At 64.9% G+C, this 15310-nt stretch carries 14 protein-coding genes and 1 pseudogene; 12 read left to right on the top strand and 3 right to left on the bottom strand.

Going from position 1 to position 15310, the window contains the following annotated elements; translation table 11 throughout:
* The first annotated feature begins 39 nt into the window (after positions 1-39).
* Positions 40-687 carry a GNAT family N-acetyltransferase gene (locus tag FJ986_RS17070; protein ID WP_181168572.1) on the top strand — a complete coding sequence of 216 codons (648 nt, stop codon included), beginning with the start codon at positions 40-42 and terminating at the stop codon, positions 685-687.
* A 62-nt stretch (positions 688-749) separates the two neighbouring features.
* On the opposite strand, the gene FJ986_RS17075 is transcribed toward FJ986_RS17070, so the two are convergent.
* Positions 750-2396: an acetolactate synthase large subunit gene (locus tag FJ986_RS17075; RefSeq protein WP_140520939.1), complete on the bottom strand. Its 1647-nt coding sequence runs from the start codon at positions 2394-2396 to the stop codon at positions 750-752.
* Positions 2397-2537: 141 nt separating this feature from the next.
* Positions 2538-3441 (bottom strand): annotated as a pseudogene (locus tag FJ986_RS17080) (LysR substrate-binding domain-containing protein).
* Between the two features lie 103 nt (positions 3442-3544).
* On the opposite strand from FJ986_RS17080, the gene FJ986_RS17085 reads away from it, so the two are divergent.
* The 3 genes from FJ986_RS17085 (at position 3545) to FJ986_RS17095 (ending at position 6143) form a co-directional block, all read left to right on the top strand.
* Positions 3545-4534 carry a zinc-dependent alcohol dehydrogenase family protein gene (locus FJ986_RS17085; protein WP_140497642.1) on the top strand — a complete coding sequence of 330 codons (990 nt, stop codon included), beginning with the start codon at positions 3545-3547 and terminating at the stop codon, positions 4532-4534.
* Positions 4535-4788: 254 nt separating this feature from the next.
* Positions 4789-5085: a zf-TFIIB domain-containing protein gene (locus FJ986_RS17090; RefSeq protein WP_140497640.1), complete on the top strand. Its 297-nt coding sequence runs from the start codon at positions 4789-4791 to the stop codon at positions 5083-5085.
* A gap of 68 nt (positions 5086-5153) precedes the next feature.
* The gene (locus FJ986_RS17095) at positions 5154-6143 is read left to right on the top strand and encodes a Tim44 domain-containing protein (RefSeq protein WP_140497638.1); all 990 of its coding nucleotides are present in this window, start codon (positions 5154-5156) and stop codon (positions 6141-6143) included.
* Positions 6144-6441: 298 nt separating this feature from the next.
* On the opposite strand, the gene FJ986_RS17100 is transcribed toward FJ986_RS17095, so the two are convergent.
* Positions 6442-7539 (bottom strand): lactonase family protein, encoded by a 1098-nt coding sequence (locus FJ986_RS17100; RefSeq protein WP_140671886.1) that lies wholly within the window; start codon positions 7537-7539, stop codon positions 6442-6444.
* A 200-nt stretch (positions 7540-7739) separates the two neighbouring features.
* On the opposite strand from FJ986_RS17100, the gene FJ986_RS17105 reads away from it, so the two are divergent.
* The 8 genes from FJ986_RS17105 (at position 7740) to FJ986_RS17140 (ending at position 15302) form a co-directional block, all read left to right on the top strand.
* Positions 7740-8291, top strand: a complete 552-nt coding sequence (locus FJ986_RS17105; protein ID WP_140497634.1) for a MaoC family dehydratase — start codon at positions 7740-7742, stop codon at positions 8289-8291.
* Between the two features lie 2 nt (positions 8292-8293).
* A complete protein-coding gene (locus tag FJ986_RS17110) occupies positions 8294-9454 on the top strand; it encodes a CaiB/BaiF CoA-transferase family protein (protein ID WP_140671888.1) in 1161 nt (386 codons plus the stop codon).
* Between the two features lie 32 nt (positions 9455-9486).
* Positions 9487-10632: an extracellular solute-binding protein gene (locus tag FJ986_RS17115; RefSeq protein ID WP_140671981.1), complete on the top strand. Its 1146-nt coding sequence runs from the start codon at positions 9487-9489 to the stop codon at positions 10630-10632.
* Positions 10633-10654: 22 nt separating this feature from the next.
* Positions 10655-11842, top strand: a complete 1188-nt coding sequence (locus FJ986_RS17120) for an ABC transporter substrate-binding protein (RefSeq protein ID WP_140562013.1) — start codon at positions 10655-10657, stop codon at positions 11840-11842.
* 72 nt (positions 11843-11914) lie between these two features.
* The gene (locus FJ986_RS17125; protein ID WP_140671892.1) at positions 11915-12652 is read left to right on the top strand and encodes an ATP-binding cassette domain-containing protein; all 738 of its coding nucleotides are present in this window, start codon (positions 11915-11917) and stop codon (positions 12650-12652) included.
* Positions 12645-13385: an ATP-binding cassette domain-containing protein gene (locus FJ986_RS17130; RefSeq protein ID WP_140497625.1), complete on the top strand. Its 741-nt coding sequence runs from the start codon at positions 12645-12647 to the stop codon at positions 13383-13385. The genes FJ986_RS17125 and FJ986_RS17130 overlap by 8 nt, the downstream gene beginning before the upstream one ends.
* On the top strand, positions 13382-14332 hold the full coding sequence (locus tag FJ986_RS17135) for an ABC transporter permease (RefSeq protein WP_140497623.1): 951 nt from the start codon (positions 13382-13384) through the stop codon (positions 14330-14332). Before FJ986_RS17130 ends, FJ986_RS17135 begins: the two co-directional genes overlap by 4 nt.
* Position 14333: 1 nt before the next feature.
* Positions 14334-15302 carry an ABC transporter permease gene (locus FJ986_RS17140; RefSeq protein ID WP_140562010.1) on the top strand — a complete coding sequence of 323 codons (969 nt, stop codon included), beginning with the start codon at positions 14334-14336 and terminating at the stop codon, positions 15300-15302.
* Positions 15303-15310: the final 8 nt, after the last annotated feature.

Consider the following 15310-nt stretch of genomic DNA (forward strand, 5'->3'; position numbering starts at 1 on the left):
ATCAGCTTCTTGCGCGCCGGTGGGGAAGGTCGAGGACAGATGTTGGTCACCGAAGGCAGATTGCCTGATGAAATCACCAATCTAACGGTCGGCTATCGGCGGGTCCCGGCCGGCAAGATCGTCAATGCGGTGACATGGATGGAAGCGCGCGCGCCGGTGCCGGGTCTCGCCCGGCCGTTGACCATGACAAGGATCACGAAACCCGACAGTGCTTCCTACCGTGCAATCTTCCTGGAGATCGGCGCTCCCTGGCTCTGGGATCGCGCTGCCGAAATGTCGGATGCCGAGATCGCCACGCATTTCGCCGATCCGCGCCAGCATCTCTATCACGGCCATGATGAAAGCGGCGCCCATGTCGGCATGGTCGAGTTCTCGGCGGCTGAGGACAACGAGATCGAGATCACCTATTTCGGCCTGTTCCCTTCCCTGACCGGCCGCGGCTTCGGCAAGCGGCTGATGGCCGGCGCGCTCGACCAGGCATGGCGTCTCCGGCCCAGCCGCATTTGGCTCCATACCAGCAGCTTCGACCATCACAGTGTCATCGGTTTCTACAGGGCCTGCGGATTTGAGCCCTTTGCGACCGGCTTCGAAATCGCCGACGATCCCAGGATCAAGGGAACACTGCCGCGTGACGCCGCGCCGCAGATTCCCCTGATCGAGACGGAATGGTCCCCCGACGCCAGATGAAAACGCCTTCGCAACCAGCCAGCCAGGCATCGCGGCATCGACGGCCTTGGCGCCGGCCGCCGTCAGGTCGCCTGCACCGCTGGCAGCCGCTCACGCAATTCGTCGACGAGCACCCTGATGTTTTCGGAATAGTCGATGGGCACGACGACGAGATGCACGCCGCCGCCGGCAAAAGCCTGTTCCAGCGCCGGCCGGAATTCGGCGATCGCGCCGACCCTGGTTCCCTTGGCGCCATAAGCCTCGGCGTATTTGACGAAATCGGGATTGCCGAAGGTCATGCCGAAATCCGGAAAGTCGTCGACCGCCTGTTTCCAGCGGATCATGCCATAGGCGTGGTCCTCGAGCAGCAGGACGACAAGATTGAGCTTGAGCCGGACGGCGGTCTCCAGTTCCTGGCTGTTCATCATGAAGCCGCCATCGCCGCAGATGGCCATGACGCGGCGCTGCGGATGGAGCAGTGCCGCCATCATCGCCGACGGCAGCCCCGCGCCCATGGTGGCCAGCGCATTGTCGAGCAGCAGCGTGTTGGCCATGCGCGTGCGGTAGTTGCGCGCGAACCAGATCTTGTACATGCCGTTGTCGAGGGCAAGGATCCCGTCGGCGGGCATCACGGCGCGCACGTCATGCACGATGCGTTGCGGCGTGAAGCGGTCTTCCGTGGCGCGCGCGGCGATGCGGCTCAGAATGCCTTCGCGCAACGGCAACAGGGCCTGCGCGTTGGGGATCTTGCCCTCGATGCGATCCGCCAGCAGCGCCAGCGAAGGGCCGAGGTCGCCGACGATCTCGGTCTGTGGGAAATAGACCTGCTCGACATCGGCGGTTTGATAGCCGACATGAATGACCTTCGGCCCGTTGACGCCCATGATGAAGGGCGGCTTCTCGACCGTGTCGTGACCGATGGTGATGATCAGGTCGGCCTGTTCGATGGCCTCGTGCACGTAGTCGCGTTCCGAAAGGGCCGCCGTTCCCATGTAGAGTTCGGTGCCGCCGGGCACGGTGCCCTTGCCCATCTGCGTGGTGAAATAGGGAATTTGGGTGCGCAGCACGAACTGGGCGACATCGGGCGTGACGCGCGGCCGCGACGCCGCGGCGCCGAACATCAGCAGCGGACGTTTGGCCTCGATGATCATGCGGGCGGCGCGGTCGAGCGCGCCCGCACCGGCCAGCGGCAGTTCGACCGGATGCGTCGGCACCAGCGGGACATCCTCACACTCAGCCGCCGCAATGTCTTCCGGCAGTTCCAGATGCACGGGACCCGGCCGCTCTTCCTGCGCGACGCGGAAGGCTTCGCGCACCAGCGAGGGGATCATTTTGGGCGAGACGATCTGGCGCGACAGCTTGGTCAGCGGTTTCATCGCCGCGACGATGTCGACGATCTGGAACCGCGCCTGCCTGGACGACAGGATTCCCTTCTGGCCGGTGATCATGATCATCGGCATGGCGCCGAGCAGCGCATAGGCCGAGCCGGTCGTCAGATTGAGCGCGCCGGGGCCGAGTGTGGTGATGCACACACCTGGCTTGCCGGTGAGCCGGCCATACGTGGCGGCCATGAAGGCGGCCGCCTGCTCGTGACGGGTCAGGATGAGCTGTATCGAGGAGCGGCGGATGGATTCGACGATGTCGAGATTCTCCTCGCCCGGAATGCCGAATATCCGGTCGACCCCTTCGTTCTCGAGGGCCGCCACGAACAGATCCGAACCTTTGGTCATCAACCGTCTCTCCTGCAATGCGCCTGCATGCCGCCAGCTTTGCCTCATATGGCACTGGAAAGCGATGCCTCAAAGAGCCGAGGCGCCTCTCCACGGAATGTCCGCGCGATCCCAAACGAGAGTGGCCGCGAGCGCTAGCGATCAAGCCATCCGTTTCGGCAAGGCGGCCGCCAGCGCATCGACGGCCAGCCGAACTTTCAGCGGCAAATGGGGCGTCTGCAGCCAAAGGGCGTGGCAGTCATAGAGATATCGCGGCTGGTCCGGCAAGAGCTCGACCAGCGCCCCGGCCTGGATACGCTCGCGAACCAGCCACCAAGGCAACCAGGCGAGCCCCATGCCCTCGGCCGAAGCATCCGCGATGGCATCGAGATCGTCGAGCCGCAGCCGGCCGCCGGGCATGATCTCCCTGTGCTGGTTGTCCTTCGCGCGGGAACAGCCAAGGCTGAACGGCTTGGCCGAGCCGGCGATATACGATGGCATGATGATTGGCGAGATCTTCGATCCGCCGTGGCTCGCCCTGAATTTTCAGGTAGGACGGCGCCGCACAGACAATCATGTCCTGGCTCGCGACGCGGCGCGCGATCACGCCTGCCCTGTCCTCCAGATCGCCGGTTCGGATGGCAAGATCGTAGCCGTCCTCGGCAAGATCGGCGAAGCGGTCGCTGAGCGACAGGTCAAGTTCCAGCATCGGATATTGCCGCGCCAGTTTCAGCAGCACGGGTGTTACGCAGTGCCGGCCGAAATGCGCCGGCATGGTGACGCGCAGCTTGCCACGCGGTTGCGAGAGCTGGTCGGCGGCGAGTTGATCGGCCGCTTCGGCCTCGGCCAGCACCAGCCGACAGCGGTCGTAATAGGCGCGTCCGAACTCGGTGAGGTTCTGCCGGCGCGTGGTGCGGTTGAGCAGGCGCATGCCGAGACGCTCCTCCAGAAACCGGACGTGTTTGCCGACCATCGGTCCGGACAGATCGAGTGCGGCCGCGGCCGCCGCGAACGAGCCGAGGTCGACCGCCCTGACGAACACGGCCATGCTCTCAAGGCGATCCATATTCGAAACTCCTGGTTTCTACTGTTCTGCTCCCATTGCTATTTATCCAACTTCGCCTTGGCGACATAGCTCCTTTCGGTTCAAACAATTTGGAGTAGACCCAATGGCGCGCGTCGTTCGCTTTCATCGGCATGGTGGCCCCGAGGTCCTGCGGATCGAAAATGTGGATCTTCCCCTACCCGGCCCGGGCGAGGTTCAGATCCGCGTCAAGGCGCTCGGCCTCAATCGCGCCGAGGCGCTGCTGCGCGCGGGCACCTATATCGAGACGCCCACCCTGCCCTCCGGGCTTGGCCTGGAGGCCGCAGGCCTCATCGAAACGGTCGGCGGAGCCGTGACGGCTCTGGCGTCGGGTGATGCCGTCAGCGTCATCCCGCCGCAATCGATGATCCGCTGGCCGGCTTATGGAGAGCTTGTTACCTATCCCGCCGGGCTCGTCGTCAAAAACCCGATATCACTCGATTGGCAGACCGCGGCCGCGATGTGGATGCCGTACCTCACCGCCTATGGCGCGCTGATCGACATCGCCAGGCTGCGCAACGAGGACTTCGTCGTCATCACGGCAGCCTCGAGCAGCGTCGGGCTTGCCGCGATCCAGATCGCCAACAGCGTCGGCGCGACGGCGATCGCGGTGACACGGACCTCGACGAAGAAGCAGGCCCTGCTCGACGCCGGCGCGGCTGAAGTCGTGGTCCTGGCCGAGGAGGATCTGGAGGCGCGGCTAGGCCGGATCGCCGGGCCGCGAGGCGTGCGCATCGTGTTTGACGCGATCGGCGGCCCGATTTTCGAGCCGCTCGCGGCGGCGATGTCCCGGGGCGGCATTCTCATTGAATATGGCGGGTTGAGCCCCGAGCCGACGCCGTTTCCCTTGCCCGCCGTGCTTGGCAAGACATTGACGCTGCGCGGCTACCTCGTCCACGAGATCACCGGCGACCCGGCGAAGCTGGAAGCCGCCAAGGCGTTCATCCTCGAAGGGCTGGAGGCCGGCACGCTGAGGCCGATCATCGACAGAACCTTCCCGTTCGAGCAGATCGTCGAGGCGCATCGCTATCTCGAGTCGAACGAGCAGTTCGGCAAGATCGTGGTGACGGTCTGAGCAGGGACGCCGGGGTCGTTGGCGCAGGCGCGGTACCCAGCGCTCGAAGCGCAATGACGTCAGCGATGGGGAACAAATTCGATCCTCGCGGACAATGTCGCTCTTGAAGGCGCCGCTCTGTGTTCCTAACTCTCGCATGCGGGCCGGGCCCCTCTGACTGTCGCACCTCGCGACCGTGATGTCGGACCGCTTTAACGGGCCCGTTTCCATCCTTTCGGTCAAGCGGGCTCATCTCTTTTGGTTTGGAGCCCCATATGACATCGTCTTCCCTTCTTGGATTGGTTTGCCCCTCCTGCCGCGTCGCGCTCGTGATGAGCGAACGCCAGGGTATCGAGATCGATTATTGCCCGCAGTGCCGTGGCGTGTGGCTTGACCGAGGCGAACTCGACAAGATCATCGAGCGATCGGCCAAGGAGGCCTCGCCCGCGCCACAGCCGGCAGCGTTCTCCCAGCCCCAGCATGGCCGGGACCGCGATGACGACTATGCGCGCTCGCAGGGCCACCGCTATCCGAAACGGAAGAAATCGTTCTTCGAAGAGCTGTTCGATTGACCGCACGCCGGTAGCCGGCCCGACGTCTGTCGAAAATTTCCGAAACCCATCGATAAAGGTCCGTCCAGATGATTTCCCGCACAAGCCGATTTGCCGCCCTGTTTGCCGGACTGTTCCTGGCATTCTCCATGGTCGCGGTAGACCATGCCGAGGCCCGTCGCGGCGGCAGTTTCGGCAGCCGCGGCATGCGCACGTTCCAATCAGCGCCGCCGACCAGGACCGCTCCGGCGCCGACCGCTCCGGTCGAGCGTTCGATGACGCCCAATACCGGCGTGAACACCGCGGCCCGGCAGCCGCAGGCCGGCCCGCAGAGGCCCGGCTTCATGAGCGGCTTCGGTGGAACGATGATGCGCGGCCTGCTGATCGGCGGCCTGATCGGGCTGCTCCTGGGCCAGGGCTTCGGCGGGCTGGCAGGCATGTTCGGTTTCCTGCTGCAGGCCGTGCTGATCGGTGGCGCCATCATGCTGGCAATCAGGTTCTTCCGGTCGCAATCCGCGCGTGGCCCCGCCCCTGCGCTCGCGGGCGCTGGCAATGCCTCGCGATTTGAAAACCGCGCAGCCGGACAGAGCGATGCCAACAATGCGCGTTCTTTCGCCATTCCCGGCTTTGGCGGCGGTTCAGGCGGAGGCTCCGCGGCGGCCACCGGTTCCGATGAAATCCGGCTCGCCCAGACCGACCTCGACGCATTCCAGCAGCTGTTGAGCGATGTCCAGGAAGCGTTCGGGCGTGAGGATCATGCCGCGTTGCGCAAGACGACGACTCCCGAAATGGTGTCCTATCTCTCTGAAGAGCTGGCCGACAATGCGAAGAAGGGCCTCAGGAACGAGGTATCCGACGTCACCCTCCTGCAGGCCGACATCGCGGAAAGCTGGCGCGAGGATGACCGCGACTATGCCACGGCGGCCCTGCGTTATGAATCGCGCGACGTGATGCGCGAACGGGCCAGCGGCAAGGTCGTCGAGGGCGACGAGGATCATCCCACGGAGACGACGGAGCTGTGGACCTTCACGCGTCAGAATGGCTCGAGCTGGAAGCTCTCGGCAATCCAACAGGCCTGAGCTCCAGCGTGCGAACTCGCGTTGACAAAGGCGGCCTGACGACGGCCGGTCCGGCTGTGTCAGCAGCCTCCATGGCCGGCAGCTCTCAAAATAGGAATTTTTTCTTGACTGGGTGAAGGCAGCTATGGTAGATATTTATCTATGGTGCTGAGTTGCGCCAGGAACCCGCCGCGCAGGCGGGTTTTTTCGTTCAATGCTCCGTCAACAGCTCCGGCGAAGCCACCCGTCAACCCGGATCGCCCGGCCTGAGCTCCGGCCCGTTTCAGTCCGAAGCTTCGATGCCGATGTCGCGCACGGTTCACCGCACGATCTTGACGCACATCGGCGTGCCGATCTCGATGGCACGGCCGGTGTCGGTCAGCCGGCCGCTCTCGGCGTCGCGCGCGAAGATCGATATGCGGTCGGCATTCTGGTTGGCCGAGAACAGGTGGTCGCCCGACGGCGTCAGCGCCAGGTTGCGCGGCGTGGCGCCGCCGCAAGGGACATGGCCGACAAGGCTCAGCGCGCCACTTTGCTGGTCGACGGCCATAACGACCACACTGTCATGGCCTCGGTTGGAGCCGTAGAGGAAGCGGCCGTCGGGCGAGATCTGGATATCGGCGCAGTGGTTGGCATGGCGCGCCTCGGCCGGCACGGCCGGCCTGGTGTCGATGATCGAGAGCTTGCCGCTCGCCTCGTCCAGCGCCATCGACACGATGGTCGAATCCAGCTCGTTCATGACGAAGACGAAACGGCCGTTCGGATGCAAGGCGAGATGGCGCGGACCGGCGCCCGGCGGCAAAGCGGATTCGGCCAGTTTGGTCAGATTGCCATCATGCTCGATCCGGTAGGACACCAACCGGTCGATGCCGAGATCGGCGACGATGGCCGTTCCGCCGGCGATGGTTTCGGTGACGCTATGGGCATGCGAGCGCTCTTGCCGGGCTGCGTTCGGGCCAGTGCCCTTGTGCGAAACGCTGGCCAGAAGAGCCGACAAGGCGCCATCGCTGTCGAAGCCATAGACCGCGACTGCGCGATCCGGACCGCCCTCGCCCATGCCGTAGTTGGCGACCAGCAGCTTCGTGCCATCATGGGTGATGGTGTTATGCGCGGTGATGCTGCCGAGTGACGGCTGCTTGTTCAGGTAAGTGAGCGTGCCCGAGGCGCGGTCGAAGCCGTAGGCCGAAACCGTTCCTTCGCGCCAGGCGAACACTTCCGAATTGGCGTAGAGGCGCGAACCATCCGGCGTCACCGACAGGAAGGTCGGATTGTCGATGTCACTGGCCTCGGACAGTTTGCGTGTTTCCAGCGTCTCCTCGTCGAAGCTGTAGACGCCGAGGCCGACGCCGCGTGCGCCCTGAAAATAGGGCGCCTCCCGGTTCAGGCTGCCGACAAAGACCAGACAGGCATCGCGCATGTTTTTCTCCCTGTTTCGCCGGCGCTCGAGCGCAGCGGAAACAGCCAAAATTTCGCCCGTCCTCGCTTGCAACGCAACCCCATATGTGAAAATAGTATTTACAAAAGAAGATTGACGGGAGGAGACGTCGTGCAATCTGGCGCCTTGATGCGTGTTCCGAAACTTGTGCCGTGCCTCGCGCAGAGCTTCCGGAGCCAGCTATGAACGAGTTCTCATCGACCGTCGGCGTCGCCTCGACGCACCCGGCCAACATGCCCGAGGCGCATGCCGCCCTGCCGGTTTGGAACGCCGAGAACTGGTTCTACGAGGACTGGCCGGTCGGCCAGAAGATCCGCTCGTTGCGCCGCACCATGGCGGAAGGCGACAGCCACCTTTTCAACACGCTGGTGCTCGACATCCATCCTTACGTGCAGGACCAGATGTTTGCCGAGACAGAGGGCATTTTCGGCAAGCGGCTGGTGGCGGGCGCCTTCGTCTTCTCGGCTGGCTTGGGGCTCGTCGCCACCAACTGCGTCAATGCGTTTTCCTATGGTTACGACAAGCTCCGCTTCATAAAGCCCGTCTTCATCGGCGATACGATCTATTCGATCCGCTCCAACCTCGACAAGACGCCGCGCTACAAGGACATGGGGCTGATCCGCGCCAGCTACGAGGTGTTCAAGGGCGAAGGCGAACTCGTTCTCTATTGCGAGCATCTGCAGACGGTGAAGTACCGCAACCCTGCCGATTTCGTCGGCAAGACGGAGAAGTAGAAATGCCGGCAGCAGCCGAATTGCCGCTTGCCGGTCTCGTCGTCGTCGATATGAGCCAGTTCCTGTCCGGGCCTTACTGCTCGCTCAGGCTGCTGGATCTCGGCGCCCGCGTCATCAAGATCGAGCGTCCGGACGGCGGCGACCTGTCGCGCCGGCTCTATCTCAGCGACACCGAGATCGGCGGCGATTCCACCATCTTCCATGCCATCAACCGGGCCAAGGAAAGCCTCGCCATCGACCTGAAGGACGAGGCGGATCTCAAGGCGCTGCGCGGCCTGCTGGCCAAGGCCGACGTGCTGATCCAGAATTTCAGGCCGGGTGTCATCGAACGGCTCGGCCTCGACTACGAGGCGGTCCGCAAGATCAACCCGCGCCTGGTCTATGCTTCGATCAGCGGCTATGGCGAGGAAGGCCCATGGGTCAAGCGGCCCGGCCAGGACCTCCTGGCGCAGGCGCGCTCCGGGGTGATGTGGCTGAACGGCGACGAGGACCAGGGGCCGGTGCCGTTCGGGCTTGCCATCGGCGACATGCTGGCGGGCGCGGCATGCGCGCAAGGCATACTGGCCGCCCTTGTGCGGCGCGGCATCACCGGCCAGGGCAGCCATATCGAAACCAGCCTGCTGGAAGCGCTGGTCGACTTCCAGTTCGAGGTACTGACCACGCATCTCAATGACGGCCGCCGTTTGCCGCGCCGCTCCAGCTTCCGCAGCGCGCATGCCTATCTGTCGGCACCTTACGGCGTCTATCCCGCCAAGGATGGTTACCTCGCCATCGCCATGACACCGATCCCGAAACTCGCCGACCTGCTGTCGCTGGAGGAACTGGCGCCCTACCGCGACAAGCCGGCATCCTGGTTCACCGCGCGCGACGACATCAAGGCGATCGTCGCGCAGCGGATCGCGACCAGGACGGTCGACGAGTGGCTTGGCATTCTGGAACCCGCCGACATCTGGTGCGCCAAGGTGCTGACCTGGCCGGAAATGCTGGCAAGCGGGGGCTTCCAGTCGCTCGACATGCTGCAGACGGTGACGCGCGAGGACGATGTCTCGATCCTTACCACCAGTTCGCCGCTTAGGGTCGACGGCATCAGGGCCAAGGTCGACCGGGCAGCACCGCGCATCGGCGAGCATAGCGCCGCGATCCGCGAGGAGTTCGGCCTGTGACCACGCGCTTCCTCAAGCCCACGCTCAGGGGCATGACCTGGAACCATCCGCGCGGCTATGATCCGATGGTCGCCTGCTCGTCGCTGTGGAAGCAGAAAACCGGCATTGCCGTCGAATGGGACAAGCGTTCGCTGCAGGACTTCGAGTCCTTCCCGGTCGAGGAACTGGCGCGCGCCTATGATCTGATCGTCATCGACCATCCGCATGTCGGCCAGATCACCGCCGAACGCTGCCTGGAGCCGCTCGATGTCGCCGGCCGCGAGGCGGAGCGCGCGGCACTTTCCTCCGGCAGCGTCGGCCAGTCCTATCCGAGTTACACATGGCAGGGGCGGCAGTGGGCGTTTCCCATCGATGCCGCGACGCAGGTCCAGGCATGGCGGCCCGATGCGCTTGGCGCACCGCCATCGCGATGGAGCGAAGTGCTCGATCTCGCCCGGCAGGGGCGCGTGCTGCTGGCGTTGCGGCCACCGCATTCGATGATGGTGTTCTTCACGCTCGCAGGCAATCTCGGGCATGCTTGCGCGACCGACCCATCCAACGATCTCATCGACGGCGAGGCCGGCAGCGAAGTCTTCGAGACAATGCGCGAGATTGCCGCGCTGGTCGACCCGGCCTGCTTCGAGATGGATCCGATCGCCGTTTCGGAGCGGATGGCGCAGGCCGGATCCCCGATCGTCTGCGCACCGCTGATCTACGGCTATGTTTCCTACGCGATGGCCGGGTTTCGCCCACATCGCCTGGCATTTGGCGACATCCCTGTTGTCGGATCCAGCGGCCCGATTGGCACGGCGCTTGGCGGCACAGGCATAGCGGTGTCGGCCTTCTCGAAGGCGAAAGAGGCGGCAACCGATTTCGCCTACTGGCTCGCCAGCGGCGAGGTCCAGCGTGGCCCCTATGCCGCGGCCGGCGGACAGCCCGGCCATGCCGCGGCCTGGGAGGATCAGGCCGTCAATGCGGCGACCGGCAATTTCTATCGCGATACGCGCGCGACCCTGGAGGGCGCATGGGTGCGGCCTCGCCATGATGGTTACATGGCGTTCCAGCAGGCCGCGTCCGACCGCGTCAATTCCGGCATGACCTCAGGGCATCGTTCCAGCCAGGTCATTGCCGATCTCAATCGCCTGTTTCGGCAGAGCGCCCCGGCGCAGGCGACCGGCACTGCCGGTGGAGGAGCCTGAAAAAATTGAACGGAGGAGACAAATGAAAAGCCTGATCCGCGGCCTTGTGGCCGCAACCGCCTTCGCCTCACTCGCAACGACAGCTTTTGCCGAAGACGTACAAGGCGTCATCAGCGGGCTGCCCGATGAACTCAAGGCGCAATATGACGGCGCGCCGCAGACGGTGCTGCCATCGGCCTGGGACAATTTCAACCCGCCGTCCAAGCCATGGAAATGGTGCCATTCGGAATCCTACCAGGGCAACCCCTGGCGGGTCACCGTCACCAAGGAGCTGAAGCGCCTGGTCGACGGGCTGATCGCCGACGGCACCGTCTCCAGCTTCGAAGTGTCGGATTCCAACAACGACGCCAGCCAGCAGATCAACCAGATCCGCGCCTTCATCGACAAGAAGTGCTCGATCATCACCTCGATCCCGGGCTCGGCAACAGCGCTCGATGACGCCATCGATGCGGCCGCCAAGGCAGGCATCCCGTTCATCACCGCCGCCGGTTCGGTGACCAGCCCGAACGCGATCAATGTCGATTCCAACTATGCGCGCTGGGGCTACGACATGATGACGGCGATCGGCAAGGCCAAGCCTGATGGCGCCAGCATCCTGCTGGTCGAGGGCATCGCCGGCCATCCGATCGTGGTTCAGGAGCGCCAGGGCGCCGACAAGGCGCTGGCGGAAAACCCCAAGCTGAAGATCTCGCGCACGGTCAACGGCAATTGGACGGCCAATGTCACCAAGACGGTGGTGCTGCAGGCGATCGCCACCAACCCGGCGCCGATCGATGCGGTGTGGACGACAGGCAGCGAAAGCCGCGTCGTCGCGGAGGCGTTCGCCGAAGCCGGCCGGCCGGCGCCGCTGATCACCGGTTCGATCACCGGCGATGCCCTGGGCTACTGGAAGGCCAATCCCGACAAGTACCGCTTCGAGGGCCATGCCGTGCTGCCGCACTGGACCGCCGAAACGCTGTTTCGCGTCGGCGAACGCATGCTCGACGGCCAGAAGCCGAAGCTGAACACGCTGCTCATTCCGATTCCGCCGGTCCACAATGCCGATCTCGGCGCCTGGTACAAGGACTGCATGACGACGGATGCCGTATCGATCTTCCCGGTGCCGCCCAAGGATCCGATGCCGGAAGAATGGCTCGACGCCTATTTCTCCAACCCGGCGCCGACCAAGGGATGGGACTATTCGAAGGTGCCAGACGCCTGCGCGAAGTGACGCCTGGGCCAGATAAGACCTCGACAAGCCGGCTCCTTTCGGAGGGCCGGCTTGCCAGCTTCGAAACGCGACATGCTTGAAATCAGAAACATATCCAAACGCTATGGCGAGACGGTCGCGCTTGCGGACGCCTCGATCGCGTTCCGGGCAGGAACCATCCACACCATCCTGGGCGAGAATGGTTCGGGCAAGAGCACCATGGTCAAGCTGCTGTCCGGCATCGTTCAGCCCGACAGCGGCACGGTCCTGCTGCAAGGCAGGCCGTTTTCGGGCGGAACCCCCTCGGCCTTCCAGGCGCAAGGCTTCGCCGCGGTCTTCCAGGAAGTGCTGATCGCGCCGGACCGCAGCGTGACCGACAATATCCTGCTTGGCCTCGACGGCCTGGTCCGGCGCGCGGTTCCCCGCAACGAGCGGCGCGACAGGGCAGCCGCCGCCCTCAAACGTTTCGCCGTCACCAACGTTCCGCTCGACATGCCCGCCGGGCAGTTGCCGCTCGCAGCACAGCAACTCGTCGTTCTTGCTCGTGCGGTCGTGCGCGATCCAAAGATCCTGATCCTCGACGAAGTGACCGCAGCACTCGACTTCGCCGACCGCGAGTCCGTTTTTTCGCTGATGCGCACGCTTGCCGGCGAAGGCTGCCTGATCCTGTTCATCACCCACCGCATGGATGAGGTGACGTCGCTTTCGGATCGCATCTCGATCCTGCGCGGCGGCAGCGTGGTGCGCACCGAGGAGCGCGGCGCTTCGACGCCGGCGGAGCTTCTCAAGGCGATGGCGCCACGCACCGCCGCGGAGCTGGCGCATGGCTGATCGCGCCGCCCTCACTATCCGCGACCTCGTCATCGCACCGGACGCCAGCCCGATCATGCAGGCGGTCGCCGCCGGCGAGATCGTTGGGCTCGCCGGCCTGGATGGCCACGGCCAGGAGCTTTTCCTCGAGATGCTCGCCGGCCTAGTCGCGCCGCTTGGCGGTTCGATAACCCTCGATCTGCCCGGCGCATCCCGCGCCATCACCGGCTTCCGCAAGGCCGTATCGAGCGGCATCGCCTATCTTCCGCGCGGGCGTGCCAAAGGCATTTTCCCGACGCAATCGGTGCTCGACAATTTCGCCGTCTCGACGCTGTCTCGCGATACCCGCCTCGGCCTGATCAGCCCGGCGGCGCGCAAGGCGCGCTACGAGGCCTATCGCGAAAGGCTGTCGATATCGGCGCCTCGGCCCGACGCGCCGATCACCACCCTGTCCGGCGGCAACCAGCAGAAGGTGCTGTTGGCGCGGGCCCTGGCGCTGGACCCCGCAATGTTGCTTCTCAACGACCCGACGCGCGGCGTCGACGTAGCGACCCGGCATGTTCTCTACGACGTCTTTCGCGGGCTGGCTTCCGACGGCATGGGGCTCGTCATCCTGTCCAGCGAGATCGAGGAGATCCTTCTTCTCTGCCATCGCGTGCTGGTGTTCCGCGAAAATGAAGTCGTGGCGGAAATCGCCGGCCAGGCGATGACCACCGGGAACGTGATCGCAGCCATGTTCGGACGCGCGGCATGAGACCCTTCGCACGCATCCTGTCCCTCGGCCGAAGCGTCGGCTTCGCCGTCGTACTGCTGATCGCCCTGCTGGCGATCAATCTGATGCTGAGCCCGGCACGGTTCCAGCCGGGCTCCTGGGGTGCGCTGGTTGGTCTGGCGGCGCCGCTGATCGGTGCGGCCATCGCCTCGACGCCGGTGATCCTCGCCGGGCGCGGCGGCATCGATATTTCGGTCGGGCCGCTGATGGGCTTCGTCAACGCCATCGTGATCCAGGTGCTTTTCCTGCGCGCCGGAATATCCTCGCCGCTGGCGCTTGTTCCGGCGGCGCTGCTCATCGGTGCGCTGGTCGGGGCGGCGAACGGTTTCCTGGCGACCATCGTGCGCATCCAGCCGATCGTGGCCACGCTCGGCACCTATCTGATCCTGACGGGGGTGACGCTGACCATCCTGCCGGCGCCGATCGGCCCGGCGCCGGCCTGGCTGAAAGCCCTGGCGGGCCCACTCTCGCTTCTGCCGCTGGCCTTGATGTTCCTTTTTTGGTGGCTGGTGCGGCGCAGCCCTTATTACGACCAGCTGATGGCGGTCGGCAGCGACGATCGCGCCGCCTATACGGCCGGCGTCGACGTCACGCTCGTGCGCTTCATCGCCTATGTCATGACCGGCATCCTGGGCGGCTGCGCCGGACTGATGCTGACTGCGCTGATCGGGTCGGCCGATCCCAACATCGGCCCGACCTACACGCTGATCGCCATCGCCGCCGTGGCGCTCGGCGGTGTCAGTCTTGCCGGCGGCCGTGGTGGCGTCGCGGGTGCCGCGATCGGCGCTGTCGACATCTTCCTGCTGCAAAGCGTGCTGACGACGTTCAACGTCTCGACCTTCGTGCTGCAGATCGCCTACGGCGCCATACTGGTGCTGGCGGTGATGCTGACCGCGCTGCAGGAACGCTTTGCCATCGGGAGGCGCTGACATGGCTGGCCGAAATCTATTCGCGACAACCAATGCCCGTGTCGTCGGCGCCTTCTGTGTTGCCGCCCTTCTGCATCTTGCCGGCATCATCCTCATTCCGGGCTACTCCAGCCCGTTTGCGGTGCGCGCCATGCTGGTGCTTGCCTCGCTGCTCGCCGTCGCCTCGATCGGGCAGACGCTGGTCGTCATCATGGGCGGCATCGACCTGTCGATCCCGTTCGTCATCGGCTTTGCCAATGTCGTGGCCGCGCAACTCTACGGCGATGGCTGGAATTTTGTCCTGGTCTGCGGCCTCGTCGGCGTGCTGGCGATCCTTATCGGTGGCCTGAACGGGCTCATCGCGCGCAGCCTCGACATCCAGCCGCTTATCGTCACGCTCGGCATCGGCATGGTCGTGCAAGGGCTGGTGCTTTTATGGACCGCGGGCTTCCCTTCAGGCTCCGCGCCGCAAGCGGTTTCGAGCTTCGTGTCGATCGGCGGATCGGCCGGGCCACTGCCGGTTCCATGGCTGGTGCCCTGTCTTGTCGTGCTGGCGGCGCTCGTCGTCCTGGTGCTGGAGCGGACGCCCTATGGGCGCCGGCTCTACGCACTCGGCAGCAATCCGGGTGCCGCGCCTCTGGCGCTGATCGATCCCGTCCGCATGTGGGTGATCACCTATGCGGCAAGCGCCTTCTTCGCCGCGGTGGCGGGCGTTCTGCTGCTCGGCTTCACCGGCTCGGCCTATGGCGATGTCGGGCAGCCCTACCTGTTCCAGACCATCGCGGCCGTGGTCGTCGGCGGCGCGGCGCTGGTCGGCGGGCGCGGCAGCTATCTCGGGACCATTGCCGGCGTGCTGGTGCTGACCGAGATCAACACGCTGCTCATCGGGCTGGGCTTCCAGCCCTCGGCGGTGCAGGCAGCACTCGGCTTCATCATCGTGCTGTTGGTGTCGCTCTACGGCCGCGAACGGCACGTTTCGGCGACGATCTGAAGAGCCCC

It is taken from the genome of Mesorhizobium sp. B1-1-1, from assembly GCF_006442955.1.
Classification (GTDB): Bacteria; Pseudomonadota; Alphaproteobacteria; order Rhizobiales; family Rhizobiaceae; genus Mesorhizobium.